Here is an 11,508-nt window from a genome sequence, read left to right on the forward strand (position 1 = left end):
ACATGGTCAGTCTAGTTACGCAACTATGCTGGTCGAGACGCCAACGGAGGAGGACTCGCCATGGAGTGGACCGGCGCGCGGTACGCGGACGCCCCGACGGTGCAGGTGGACGCGTGGATCGACGGCTCGCCCGAGCAGGTGTGGCGGTTCGCCTCGGACGTCGCGCTGATGCCGGAGCTGAGCGGCGAACTGCAGTCGGTCCGGTGGTGCGACGAGGGTTCCGCGCCGGCGCTCGGGCGGTCCTTCGTCGGGCGCAACCACCACCAGGCGCGCGGCGACTGGGAAACGACGTCCTACATCGTCGAATGCGAGGAGCCGCGCGTCTTCGCCTGGGCGGTCAGCGATCCGGCCAATCCGACCGCGGTCTGGCGGTTCACCCTAGCCCCGGAGAACGGCGGCACGCGGCTCACGCAGTGGGCGCAGATGGGGCCGGGGCCGTCCGGGGTGACCGAGGTGATCGCGCGGATGCCGGAGAAGGAGCAGAAGATCGTGCACGTCCGGCTGAGCGAGTTCGAAGCCTCGATGACCGCCACGCTCGGCGCGATCAAGGACCGTGTGGAAGCCGCCGGATGATGCGCACGGCCACCACCGTCGAGGCGTCGTCCGGCTGGCCGGAGACCCGGGATTTCGTGCTGGAGGCGGAAAAACTGGGGCTCGGCGAATGCTGGGTGGCCGAGGCGTGGGGTTCGGACGGGCCGTCGGTGCTCGGCTACTTGGCCGCGCGCACGAACCGGATCCGGCTCGGTTCCGGGATCATGCAGCTCGGCGTGCGCACGCCGGTCGCGCTCGCGCAGGCCGCGCTCACCCTGGCCGAGATGTCCGGCGGGCGGTTCGCGCTGGGGCTCGGGCCGTCCGGTCCACAGGTGATCGAGGGGCTGCACGGGGTGCCGTTCGCGCGGCCGCTGACGCGGATGCGCGAGACGGTGCAGATCATCCGCAGTGCTTTCGCCGGGGAGAAAATCTCCTTCGCGGGCAAGGCTTTCCAGATCCCGTTGCCGGGGGAGTCCCGCCCGATGCGGCTGTCGACGACGCCGAACGAGGACATCCCGATCTACCTGGCCACGCTGTCGCCGCGAATGCTGGAGCTCACCGGCGAACTCGCCGACGGCTGGCTCGGCACGAGCTTCGTCCCCGAGGGCGCCGACGCGTACTTCCGCCACCTTGACGCCGGGCTCGCGAAAGCCGGTCGGAGCCGTGGCGATCTCGTGGTGTGCCAAGGCGCGGAGGTCGCGTTCGCGTCCGATGAGGACGAACTGCGCCCGATGGTCGCCGGGCGCAAGAAGGAGCTGGCGTTTTCGCTGGGCGGCATGGGTTCGGCGAGCACGAACTTCTACCACGACGCCTACAGCAGGCAAGGCTGGGCGGAGGTCGCCGCGGAGGTGCGGGAACGCTGGCAGTCCGGCGATCGCGACGGCGCGGCCGGGCTGGTGACCGACGAGATGGTGCTCGCGACGACGCTGATCGGCACCGAGGACATGGTCCGCGCGCGGCTGAAGGTGTGGCGCGCCGCCGGTGTCGACACGGTCCGGCTGTATCCGGCCGGTGACACGCTGGAAAAACGGCTGGCGACGCTCGGCAGGGCACTCGAGTTGGTAACGGAAGTGCCCTGACAGACCAAGTATTGGGCCAACCGGCTGCGTCGGCGGGTCCGGCTGCGCCATAGTGTCGGCGATCCCGAACCTCAAGGAGTCGCTCGATGCGCAAGATCGTGTCCACGTTGTTCGTCTCGCTCGACGGCGTGGTCGAGGCGCCGGACCAGTGGTCGCTCTCGTACTGGAACGACGAGCTCGAACACGCGGTGGGCGACGGCATGGCGGACGCCGACGCGATGTTGCTGGGCCGCGTGACCTACGAGGGCTTCGCCGAGGCGTGGCCCGGCCGCACGGACGACCCGGGCGCGGAGTTCATGAACAGCGTGCCGAAGTACGTCGCGTCCACCACCCTGACCGCGGCGGACTGGCACAACACGACCCTCCTGCGCGGCGACCTCGGCGAGGCGATCGCGGACCTGAAGTCCAGCGCGGGCGGCGACATCATGACCAGCGGCAGCACGACGCTCGTGCGGTGGCTCCTGTCGCACGGGCTGGTCGACGAGCTGACCCTGCTGCAGTACCCGGTGGTGGTCGGCAAGGGACGCCGGTTGTTCCCCGCGGAGGGGCCGCAGCTGGACTTCGAGCTGGCGGATTCGACGGCGTTCCGCAACGGGGTGCTGCGGCTGGTTTACCGGCCGTCCGACGACTGACACTGTCCTAAAAGGACTTCGCCCTGCCCGAAAACCGGCCCGCCGCGCAGGATTCGGGTCATTCCGCCAGACGGGCGCCGCGACGCCAGATGGCGCGGATGTTGAGCGTGTCGCTGATGTCGCGGGTCGGGTCGCCGTCGACGAGCAGAAGGTCGGCGCGGAGTCCTTCGGCGACGCGGCCCCGGTCGCTGAGGCGGAAGCGGCGGGCGGTGGTCGCGGTGGCTGCGCGCAAGGCTCGTTCGGGCGTGAGGCCGGCGTCCACGAGGTACTGCAGTTCGTGGTGCAGGCTCGCTCCGTGCGCGAGGCCTCCGAAGAACGTCTCGGGCATGGAGACATCGGTGCCGGCCAGCACGTCGACGCCCGCCGCGTCCAAGGCCCGCACGGTGTCGTACACGTCTTCGAGCTTGCCTTGCGGGTAGCGGTTGTAGCTGGAGCGCAGGGTTTCCTCCCACTCGCGGTCGAGGCGGGAGGCGACCCGCGGGTCGTCGGCGAGCGCGCTGCCGGTGATCCCCATCAGCGAGGCGTTGAGGCTGATGCAGGGGATGACGAACATGCCCGCGTCCTTGACGAGGCTGACGATCTCGGCGGTGTGCGGCTGGTCCATGAACACGTGGGCGAGCCCGTCGATGCCTGCTTCGACGGCCATTCTGGTCGCGTCGACGGTCAGCGCGTGGGCGACGGTGAGAGCGCCGTACTTCTTGGCTTCCGCGACCCCGGCGTTCACGGTGGCCTGGTCGAGACACGGCAGTCCGGGATGTCCCTCCACACTGCCGTCGTCGATCATGAACTTGATGAAGTCGGAGCCCCGGGCGAGGAGCTGGGGGACGAAGGCGGCCGCTTCCTCGGGAGTGGTGGAGAACGGCATCAGCGGCATCACCGGCGGGAGGTCCCACTTCGGGCGGAACCCTTCGGGCATCAGCTCGCTGGGGTGACCGCCGGGCGGGGTGATGCCGAAACCGGCGGACCGTACGTCGGCGACGGTGTCGTCGTCGGTGATGTGCGCCCGGTTTTCCCGGGTGTTCATCCCCTGCATCTCCAGTTCGGTCGTCACGCCGAACCGCAGTGCCAGCGCCAGCGAGCCGGGTGCGGAGTGCACGTGCGCGTCGACGAGCCCCGGCAGCAGGGTGGCCCCGGTGCCGTCGACGGTTTCGCTGCCCGCGGGGATCTCGCCGCCGACCTGGACGATCCTCGTGCCGTCGAGGACCACGGTCTGCACGCCGAGGGACTTCTCCCCGTCGAAGACCCGGGCGTTGGCGATCGCGGTGAGTGTCATGGGAGGTCGTCTCGATTCATTGCTCAGGGTATTTACATACCTAATGCTATGTACTTGTCGCTGGGTATGCAACTGCGCTGGTGCGGGCCTAGGATCATGCGCATGAGCAGCTCTCCCGAGCGGACCCCGGACGATCCGGTGCTGGACCAGATCGGCCCGGCGCTGTCCCGGCTGCGTCGGCGAACCCCGGCGTCGAACAAGGATTTGTCCCGCAATCTCGTGCTCAACGTGATCGCCGATGCGTCCGACGAGACGACAGTCGGCGGGCTCGCGGTCGAGATGGGCGTCGCGCAACCGGTGGCGAGCCGGACGGTCGCCGCGTGCATCGCCGATGGGTTGCTGCGCCGGGCGGCCTCGCAGGCCGATGGGCGCCGGACCGTGCTTGAGCTGACCGAGCAGGGCGAGGCGGAACGCAACCGGTTCGCTGCCGAACAGCGGAAAGCGTTCGAGGAGATCACCGCCGCTTGGTCGGCGGAGGAACGGGTTCAGTTCGCGCGACTGCTGGCCCGGTATGGTTCCGACGCCGCCGCTTGGTCGAGGAAACAGGCCGCGAGGCGCGACTGAGGGGGTTGGATGGCGAAAATTCGGTGCGTGTGCGGGAACATCGTCCGCGACGACGACCCGCAGGACAGCATGTACTTCCTGACCAATGCCGAATTCGACGTCGACGCTCCTGGCATCGAGTTGTTCGGCAAAGCCACGCTGGTCGTGCGCTGTCCGGAATGCGAGCGCCTGTGGTTCTGGGGAGAAAACGGCGTATATCGCGAATACACGAAGGCCTGGGAGCGAGAGTCCTGAGCCGCCGCGGTGCTCCTTCGGGTCCGGCCCGAAGGAGCACCCCGGCTCAGTTCACCTGCCGTCCCTGCCCTTCCCAAAACGGCTGGCGCAGTTTGAACTTCTGGATCTTCCCGGTAGCCGTCCGCGGCAGTTCGGCGAGGAATTCCACGCGCTTCGGGCATTTGTATCCGGCCAGGTGCTGGCGGCAGTGCGTGATCAGCTCGTCCGCTGTCACCTCGGTTCCGTCGGTCACCACCAGCGCGGTGACCAGCTCGCCCCATTTCTCGTCCGGGATGCCGATCACCGCGGCTTCCCGGACGGCCGGGTGCGAGTTCAGCGCGTCTTCCACCTCGATGGACGACACGTTCTCGCCGCCGGTGATGATGACGTCCTTCTTGCGGTCGGCGATGGTGAGGTAGCCGTCGGTGAAGGTGCCGCCGTCGCCGGTGTGGAACCAGTTGCCTTCTTGCACCCGCGCGGTTTCGTCCGGGTTTTCCCAGTAGCCGTCGAGGTTGTGGTTGCTTTGGGTGAGGACCTCGCCGTCGGCGTCGATCGCGACGCGGACGCCCAGTGCCGGAGCGCCTGCGCGGCCCAGGAGTTTCGCCTGCTCGTGCGGGTCGAGGTCGGCCCATTCGCTGCGGAAGCGGTTGACGGTGACCAGCGGCGACGTCTCGGTCAGGCCGTAGATCTGGATGAATTCCCAGCCGAGTTCCGCGCGCACCCGTTCGATGGTGCGGGTCGGCGGCGGCGCGCCGGCCACGACGATGCGGACTCGGTCGCGGCCGGGGATTTCGCCGTCCCAAGTGGCGGCGCCGTCCAGGGCCGCGGTGACGACGGCGGGGGCGGCGCACATGATCGTCACGCCGTGGTCCTGCACGCGGCGCAGGATTTCGGCGCCGTCCACTTTGCGCAGCACGATGTGCCGTCCGCCGAGACCGGTGACCGCGTACGGCATGCCCCAGCCGTTCGCGTGGAACATCGGCAGCGTGTGCAGCAGGACGTCGTTGTCGCTGAGCGTGGTGTGCAGGCCGAAAGTCGTTGCGTTGAGCCACAAATTGCGGTGCGTGAGCTGGACGCCCTTCGGCCGCGCGGTGGTGCCCGAAGTGTAGTTGATCGTCGCGGTCGCGGATTCGTCGGCGGACCACGGCCGCGGTTCGCCGTCGCCGCCCCAGATCTTGTCGTCGTCCTCGCCGAGGACGAACACGTGTTTCGCGGTTACGCTGTCCAGCAACGGTTTCAGCTCGGGGTCGATCATCAGGACCTCGGCGCCGGAATGCTCGACGATGTAGCGCACCTCGGCGGGCGCGAGGCGGAAGTTCACCGGCACCAGGATTCGGCCCCAGCCGGACACGCCGAAGAACGACGTCAGCAGTCGCGCGGAGTTGTGCGAGACGATCGCGACCCGGCCGCCGGTCGGAACGCCGAGCGCGTCGAGGTTCGCCGCCTGCGCGCGGGCGCGGCGGGCGAGTTCGCGGTAGGTCACCTCGCCCCAGGACTGCGCGGGCTGGGCAGGCTCGTCCACTACCGCGATCCGGTCCGGGTACACCGTTTCGGCGCGGTCGAGGAAATCGCGGACACTCAGGTCATAAAACACGTGCCGATCCCTTCGCGTCAGCGGGCCGCACTGCCCGCGCGGGTGATTTTCGCTCGCCGGACCGGATCCAGCCACCCCACATGGAGGGTGCCCTCCCAGCGGACCTAGCGAAGCAGCCCAGCGGCGCGCGCCCGGTTCACCGCCTGTACCCGATTGGACACAGCCAGCTTCCGCATCGCGTGCTTCAGGTACGACTTGACCGTGTTGGGCAGCAAGCCGAGCCGGTCGGAGATCTCGTCGTTCGTGCAGCCCTCGCTCACCAGCCGCAGCACGTCGACCTCGCGCGGGGTCAGCGCGACGCCCGGCAGGTCCAGTTCCGGACGCAGCCGCTCGCACACCGCCAGCAGTCGTTGCCGGGCGCTCTCGTCCTGGATCGACCCGGCGATCGCGGTGAGTTCGGCGTGCAGGTCGCCGCGTTCAGCCGCGGGGACAGCCGTCGGCGCGGCCAGCCGGCGCTGCACTTCCTCTTCGACCTCGATGTCGCGTCCCAGCCTCGTCGCCACCGCGGTCGCCGCGTGCAACAGCCGATCGCCGAACGTGATCGAATCCCGGGACGCCGCGTACAGCACCGCGCGCGTGCTCTCGCCGACGCGCACCGGCAGCGCCACCATCGCGCGCAGCCGTTCGGGTTCCACCGCGTGGTCGTATTTGTGCGTGATGCCCTGTGCGCTGAGGTAGTCGACCACCGTCGACGGCCGGGCCAGTGCCACCGCTTTGCCGCCGAGCCCGGCCCCGGTGTCCACCTGGACGTGCTGCAACGACCGGGTGGTGGTGCCGCGCAACTGGTCGATGACATGCGAACGGGAAGCCGCCGACACCGGTCCGCCCATCGCGACCGGCAGTTCGGTGGCGATCTGCAGTGCTTTGAGCGCGCCGGCGACCAGGGGGCTGGCCGTCAGCGCGAGCCGGCCCGGAGGCGTCATGGGCACCGTCCCGCTTCACTCGACCTTGCTGGGTGGACGTCCACGTTACGCGTTGCGTCGCGTTCGGACTACTCGTGTGGTTCGGTGGCACACGTGGCAACCACGGATTTCGATACCGTCGCCGACCGGCTCTACGCAGGTGAACCGGCCGACTTCGTCGCGGAGCGCACCGCGGCCGCCCGCGCGGCGAAGGAAGCGGGCGACGTCGAGCTGGCGCGCCGGATCCGCGCGCTGCGCAAGCCGACCGCGGCCGCGGCGTACGTCAACCGCCTGGCGCGCGACGGTTCCGCTCCGCTGACCGAGCTGGCGTCGCTCGGCGACAAGCTGCGCGACGCGCACGAGCAGCTCGACGGCTCCCGGCTGCGCGAACTGGCGCACCAGCGCGCGGAGCTGGTGCAGCGGATCGTGCGGGACGCGACCGGCTTGAGCGATTCCGTCGAACGCGAGGTGGAGGAAACGCTGGAGGCGATCGTCGCGGACGCCGACGTCGCCCGGCTGGCACTGGCCGGACGGCTGACGTCGAAGGCCCGCCAGGACGCCGACCGCTGGCTGTCCCTGCCGACGAATCCCGCGCCTGCCAAGAAGACCCGACAGTCCGAAAAGGACCGGAAAGCCGAGGAGGAAGCTCGGGTCCGCGCCCTGGAACGGCGGCAAGCGGTCCGCGCGCGGGCGGAGGCCGAGCGGAACCTGCAGCGCGCGGAGCGGACAGCCGAGCAGGCCGACGAGCGGGTGACCGAATTGCGGGAACGGCTCGCCGAGGCGGAGCAACGCGCTGCCCGGGCGGCCGACGACCTGGCCAAGGCGCAAAAGACTTTCGAGGAAGCCGACGATGCTGTCCAGCGGTCTTGACGGCGAGCTCGCGTTGTCGCCGCTGCGCCCGGACGACGCCGAGGCGCACTTCGCGGGCGAGGACCCGGAGCTGATCCGCTGGCTCAACGGCGGGCCGGGGACGCTCGCCGGGACCCGGGAGTATTTCCAGCACTGCCAGGAGGAATGGGCTTCCGGCGGGCCGTTGCGGGCGTTCGGCATCCGAGTGAACGACGTGCTCGCGGGGACGGTCGACCTGCGCTTCTCCGGCGAACATCTCGCGCCGGGCGAGGTGAACGTGGCGTACGGCTTGTATCCGGCCTGGCGGGGCCGCGGGTTCGCCACGAGAGCGGTGCTGCTGGCGGTCCGGTACGCGGCCGGCGAGGGCGCTGAGCGGGCGGTGATCAAGGTGGAGCCGGAGGATGCCAGCTCGGGCGCGGTGGCTCGGCGGGTCGGGTTCGAGCTGAGTGGTCGGGTGGTCGAGGACGGCACGGTGCTGGATCGGTATGTCCGTGACCTTGGTTAGCGGCTGATTTCCGTTCCGGCGCACCAGACTGTGCGGATGGCGCGGGTCGCGGACAGGTCGGCCACCGGATCGCCGTCGATGAGGACCAGGTCGGCGCGCAGCCCGGCTCGGATTTCGCCGCGGTCGGTCAGGCCGAATGCCTGTGCCGGAGCGACAGTCGCCGCGCGCAGGATTTCCACCGTGCTCAACCCGGCTTCGGCCAGCAGTTCGAATTCGTGGTGCAGGCTCGACCCGTGCGCGACCGCGACAGGGGCTCCGGAACCTCCGTTGGCGTCGGTTCCGGCGAGGATTTCGACTCCGGCTGCGCGCAACGCGGCCACGTTCGCGAGGTGATCGCCCTCGGCGCCGGCGAAGAACGCGAGCGCGCCTTCCATCATGGTGAGCGTCGGGATCGCCGTCTGCCCGGCGGCCTTCATCGCGGCGACGTCCTCGGCGGCGATGCGGCCGACCACCGGCACATGCGTCACGAATCGCGCGCCGGTCGCCACCGCCAGGTGGTACGCGCCTGGGGTCGCCGCGTGCACGACAGCGGCCAAGCCTCGCTTCCGCGCCGTATCGACCAGCGCCTGCAACGCCTCCGAGGGAGGCCCGCCGTCACCGGGAGCCTCGGCGACGCCTTTCACGTAGTCGACACCCTCCGCGACCCGCGCTTCGACAAACTGCACGGCGGCTTCCGCGGTGGTGACGATCGCGGATCCGGGCATTTCCGGGATCGTCGCGTGCAGGCCGTCCGGGCCGATCAGGGGCAGCCCGGCGCTGCGGAAATCCGCCGGGCCCGCGGTGCGCAACGCGGCCACGCGCTCGGCTGGCCAGCACGCCATGTCCAGCCCGGTGGTGACGCCCCACGCGGCGAGATCGGCCAGCTGCTCCGGCCGCTCCAGGTGGACGTGCGCGTCGATGAACCCGGGCAGCAGCGCCGCTCCGGCAACGTCGATTTCCCGTGCCCCCGCGGGATCCGTGCCCAGCACCGGCCCGTCGATCACGACGGTGCGCGGTTCGGTGAGCCCCAGCCCGTCGAAGACGCGCGCGTTGCGCAGAGCGGTTTTCGCCACGATCCCTCCCCGGGTCAGTGGACGCGATACCGCAAGAGTACTGAGTTGTCGTCCACCAGAGCAGAGAGAAGTTCGAGCTGCTTCGGGTCGATGGCCGCGCCCATCGCGACGCGCGGGGCGTCCCCGGCGATCAGCATCGGCGCGACGGTCAGGCGCAATTCGTCCACGACGCCCGCGGCCAGCAGCGACGCGAACAGGTGCGGTCCGCCCTCGCAGTCGATGCGGCGGAGGCCTCGCCGGGCCAGTTCGTCCACCGCGGCCCGCAGGTCGACGTCGCCGTGCCGGGGGCGCGGGCGCTGGTCGTCCGGATCCGCGTGCAGAGCCGGGTCGCCGGTGGCCTCGTGCAGGGTTGGGTCGCCTGTCCCAGCGACCAGGACATCCGCCCCAGCCGACGCCCACGCGGCGCGCAGTTCCGGATCGGTCGCCGCGCTCGTGACGACGATCGTCGGCACCAGCGCCTTGGTGATCACCGGGGCGTCCGGCGGCAGCGAACGGCCGGTGCTGACCACGGCGATCGGCGCGATCGGGGCCAGCCCGTGCCTGCGCCGCCGCTCCGCGGTCTTCTCGTCCGGGCGCAGGCCCTCGAAGCCCTCGGCCAGTGCGGTGCCCGCGCCGACCAGCACGACGTCGGCGAGATCGTTGCCCAGCCGGTAGACGATCCGATCCGCGGGCGTCGACAGCCCGCCCGAGCGGCCGTCGATGGTGATGCCACCGTCGGCGCTCGACACGAAGTTCACCGCGAGCCATTTCGGCACGTCCGGATAGACGTAGAGCTGCTCGACGTCGGCCTCGGTGCGGTCTTGGTTGCCGGGAAAGATCTCGCGCATCAGACCGACCGTACAACGTTCGCCGGCGGCCGGGTGCCGACGATGCTCGCCACCATCTCCGCGACCTGCCGCGTCTCGCGGACCTGGTGCGCGCGGAACATCGCCGCGCCGTGCAGCGCGGACACCGCGGTGGCGGCGAGCGTGCCGATGACGCGTTCGCCGACCGGGAGGTCCAGCGTTTCGCCGATGACGTCCTTGTTCGACAGCGCCATCAGCACCGGCCAGCCGGTGGCGACCAGCGCGTCGACGTGCCGGAGCAGTTCGAGCGACTGGTAGGAGTTCTTCCCGAAGTCGATGCAGGGGTCGATCATGATGCCCTCGCGCGGCACGCCCGCCGCGAGCGCGCGCTCGGCCAGTTCGGTGGTGCCTTCGACCACCGCGGCGACCACGTCGTCGTACACCGGCCGGAGCGCTTCGGTGCGCGGCACGAGACCGTTGGTGTGCGAGCAGATGTAGCCCGCGCCGTGTTCGGCGGCGACGTCGAGGATCTCCGGTTCGATCGCGGCCCAGTTGTCGTTGACCAGGTCCGCGCCCGCGCGGCAGACGGCGTCGGCGACCTCGGCGCGGTAGGTGTCCACGCTGATGACCAGCTCGGGGAAGTGCTCGCGGGCCCACTCGACGGTCGGCACGACGCGGCGGATCTCCTCGGCCGCGGTGACCTCGGGGCCCTTTCCGGCGGGCACGCCGCCGATGTCGATCAGGTCGGCGCCCTCGGCGTGCGCGCGGCGGATGGCCGCTTGCGCGGGGGCTTCTTCGAAGGTCGCACCGTTGTCGTAGAACGAGTCGGGGGTGCGGTTGACGATGGCCATCACCAGGGCGCGGTCACTGGTGAGGCGACGGCCTCGGAACACGAGGTCGGGCGTATGCATGCGGTCTCCCGGGCCGGAACGAAAGATCTCGCGTGATCATAGGCGAGTTCGCGGCGGGAGTACGTCCGGCAGGTGGCGGGCGGAGCGGTCCGGAGGCCACCTGCGTCCGGGCGTTCGGTCGATCGGCTTGGCGGGTGCGATCAGGAGGCGAGCGCCTCGTTGACGGTCAGGAACTCGCCCGCGGTGCGCGTGGCGGAGAATTCGATCACGCGGTAATGCGCGAGCCGTTGCAGCACGAGCGGGTCGGTGGCGAGCACGGCGTCCAGCTTGCCGCGCAGGCACGGGCGGGAGATGATGACCTGGTCGGCGTCCTCGTTTCCTTTTCCGGAAACGAGGAACAATCCATGCGCGAACTGGCTTCGCAGCCACTCGGCGTGTTCGGCCAGTGCGTAGTCGACTTCGTTTCGAGGGGCTGTGTAGGACAGCAATGCGATGTACATGACCTCAGAGTAGGACGCTCGGTCGGATGGTGCATCCTCCTCCCGAGTGCCGTCCTGGTTCATCGAATGGTCAAGTATTCCCAATAAATCTTTACGGATAAGCGTACTGCTTGGATTTCCGTTACGGGGTACGGAAAATCCCGCGGCCCGGCGTTTCCGCAGGACATTTCGGACGGAT

Annotated in this window: 14 protein-coding genes; 7 read left to right on the forward strand and 7 right to left on the reverse strand. The window is 69.8% G+C overall.

The genetic code is table 11. The annotated features are described in order from the left end of the window. Positions 1 to 60: 60 nt before the first annotated feature. The 3 genes from FKO37_RS13445 (at position 61) to FKO37_RS13455 (ending at position 2,242) form a co-directional block, all read left to right on the forward strand. Entirely contained in the window at positions 61 to 573 is a 513-nt protein-coding gene (locus FKO37_RS13445) for an SRPBCC family protein (RefSeq protein ID WP_037815180.1), read from the forward strand. Then, entirely contained in the window at positions 573 to 1,610 is a 1,038-nt protein-coding gene (locus FKO37_RS13450) for an LLM class flavin-dependent oxidoreductase (RefSeq protein ID WP_238608261.1), read from the forward strand. The genes FKO37_RS13445 and FKO37_RS13450 overlap by 1 nt, the downstream gene beginning before the upstream one ends. An 86-nt stretch (positions 1,611 to 1,696) precedes the next feature. Next, entirely contained in the window at positions 1,697 to 2,242 is a 546-nt protein-coding gene (locus FKO37_RS13455) for a dihydrofolate reductase family protein (RefSeq protein ID WP_037815178.1), read from the forward strand. A gap of 58 nt (positions 2,243 to 2,300) precedes the next feature. Here FKO37_RS13455 and FKO37_RS13460 read toward each other — a convergent pair whose 3' ends face one another. Next, the gene (locus tag FKO37_RS13460; RefSeq protein WP_238604531.1) at positions 2,301 to 3,515 is read right to left on the reverse strand and encodes an amidohydrolase family protein; all 1,215 of its coding nucleotides are present in this window, start codon (positions 3,513 to 3,515) and stop codon (positions 2,301 to 2,303) included. A 102-nt stretch (positions 3,516 to 3,617) separates the two neighbouring features. Here FKO37_RS13460 and FKO37_RS13465 point away from each other — a divergent pair, with 102 nt between their 5' ends. Together FKO37_RS13465 and FKO37_RS13470 are read left to right on the forward strand one after the other, a co-directional pair. Further along, positions 3,618 to 4,079 (forward strand): MarR family winged helix-turn-helix transcriptional regulator, encoded by a 462-nt coding sequence (locus FKO37_RS13465; RefSeq protein ID WP_238604532.1) that lies wholly within the window; start codon positions 3,618 to 3,620, stop codon positions 4,077 to 4,079. Between the two features lie 9 nt (positions 4,080 to 4,088). Then, complete coding sequence (locus FKO37_RS13470) at positions 4,089 to 4,313, forward strand: hypothetical protein (RefSeq protein ID WP_037815175.1); 225 nt, start codon at positions 4,089 to 4,091, stop codon at positions 4,311 to 4,313. 46 nt (positions 4,314 to 4,359) lie between these two features. Here the strand turns inward: FKO37_RS13470 and FKO37_RS13475 are convergent, their stop codons facing one another. Next, positions 4,360 to 5,886, reverse strand: coding sequence for an AMP-binding protein (locus tag FKO37_RS13475; RefSeq protein ID WP_238604533.1), 1,527 nt, complete (start codon positions 5,884 to 5,886; stop codon positions 4,360 to 4,362). Between the two features lie 104 nt (positions 5,887 to 5,990). Continuing rightward, positions 5,991 to 6,809, reverse strand: coding sequence for a response regulator transcription factor (locus tag FKO37_RS13480; protein WP_037815172.1), 819 nt, complete (start codon positions 6,807 to 6,809; stop codon positions 5,991 to 5,993). 93 nt (positions 6,810 to 6,902) lie between these two features. Between FKO37_RS13480 and FKO37_RS13485 the strand changes: the two genes are divergently transcribed. Further along, a complete protein-coding gene (locus tag FKO37_RS13485; protein ID WP_037815170.1) occupies positions 6,903 to 7,658 on the forward strand; it encodes a hypothetical protein in 756 nt (251 codons plus the stop codon). Then, positions 7,639 to 8,142 (forward strand): GNAT family N-acetyltransferase, encoded by a 504-nt coding sequence (locus FKO37_RS13490; RefSeq protein ID WP_238604534.1) that lies wholly within the window; start codon positions 7,639 to 7,641, stop codon positions 8,140 to 8,142. Before FKO37_RS13485 ends, FKO37_RS13490 begins: the two co-directional genes overlap by 20 nt. Here the strand turns inward: FKO37_RS13490 and FKO37_RS13495 are convergent. From FKO37_RS13495 to FKO37_RS13510, 4 genes are all read right to left on the reverse strand, one after another. Then, positions 8,139 to 9,194, reverse strand: coding sequence for an amidohydrolase family protein (locus FKO37_RS13495; protein WP_238604535.1), 1,056 nt, complete (start codon positions 9,192 to 9,194; stop codon positions 8,139 to 8,141). The two genes, FKO37_RS13490 and FKO37_RS13495, sit on opposite strands and share 4 nt — an antisense overlap. A 14-nt stretch (positions 9,195 to 9,208) precedes the next feature. Further along, positions 9,209 to 10,021 (reverse strand): pyrimidine reductase family protein, encoded by an 813-nt coding sequence (locus FKO37_RS13500; RefSeq protein WP_238604536.1) that lies wholly within the window; start codon positions 10,019 to 10,021, stop codon positions 9,209 to 9,211. After that, a complete protein-coding gene (gene folP, locus FKO37_RS13505; RefSeq protein WP_037815165.1) occupies positions 10,021 to 10,890 on the reverse strand; it encodes a dihydropteroate synthase in 870 nt (289 codons plus the stop codon). The genes FKO37_RS13500 and folP overlap by 1 nt, the downstream gene beginning before the upstream one ends. 140 nt (positions 10,891 to 11,030) lie before the next feature. Then, a complete protein-coding gene (locus tag FKO37_RS13510) occupies positions 11,031 to 11,330 on the reverse strand; it encodes a YciI family protein (RefSeq protein WP_037815164.1) in 300 nt (99 codons plus the stop codon). Positions 11,331 to 11,508: the final 178 nt, after the last annotated feature.

It is taken from the genome of Amycolatopsis sp. Poz14, assembly GCF_006704225.1.
Classification (GTDB): Bacteria; Actinomycetota; Actinomycetes; order Mycobacteriales; family Pseudonocardiaceae; genus Amycolatopsis; species Amycolatopsis nivea.

What these genes read in the sequence shown, in the direction of transcription:
- FKO37_RS13510 (WP_037815164.1), bottom strand. Translation starts at nt 11,330, where the DNA reads ATGTACATCGCATTGCTGTCCTACACAGCCCCTCGAAACGAAGTCGAC.
- FKO37_RS13450 (WP_238608261.1), top strand. Translation starts at nt 573, where the DNA reads ATGCGCACGGCCACCACCGTCGAGGCGTCGTCCGGCTGGCCGGAGACC.
- FKO37_RS13480 (WP_037815172.1), bottom strand. Translation starts at nt 6,809, where the DNA reads ATGACGCCTCCGGGCCGGCTCGCGCTGACGGCCAGCCCCCTGGTCGCC.
- FKO37_RS13500 (WP_238604536.1), bottom strand. Translation starts at nt 10,021, where the DNA reads ATGCGCGAGATCTTTCCCGGCAACCAAGACCGCACCGAGGCCGACGTC.
- FKO37_RS13470 (WP_037815175.1), top strand. Translation starts at nt 4,089, where the DNA reads ATGGCGAAAATTCGGTGCGTGTGCGGGAACATCGTCCGCGACGACGAC.
- FKO37_RS13455 (WP_037815178.1), top strand. Translation starts at nt 1,697, where the DNA reads ATGCGCAAGATCGTGTCCACGTTGTTCGTCTCGCTCGACGGCGTGGTC.
- FKO37_RS13460 (WP_238604531.1), bottom strand. Translation starts at nt 3,515, where the DNA reads ATGACACTCACCGCGATCGCCAACGCCCGGGTCTTCGACGGGGAGAAG.
- FKO37_RS13445 (WP_037815180.1), top strand. Translation starts at nt 61, where the DNA reads ATGGAGTGGACCGGCGCGCGGTACGCGGACGCCCCGACGGTGCAGGTG.
- FKO37_RS13465 (WP_238604532.1), top strand. Translation starts at nt 3,618, where the DNA reads ATGAGCAGCTCTCCCGAGCGGACCCCGGACGATCCGGTGCTGGACCAG.
- FKO37_RS13490 (WP_238604534.1), top strand. Translation starts at nt 7,639, where the DNA reads ATGCTGTCCAGCGGTCTTGACGGCGAGCTCGCGTTGTCGCCGCTGCGC.
- folP (WP_037815165.1), bottom strand. Translation starts at nt 10,890, where the DNA reads ATGCATACGCCCGACCTCGTGTTCCGAGGCCGTCGCCTCACCAGTGAC.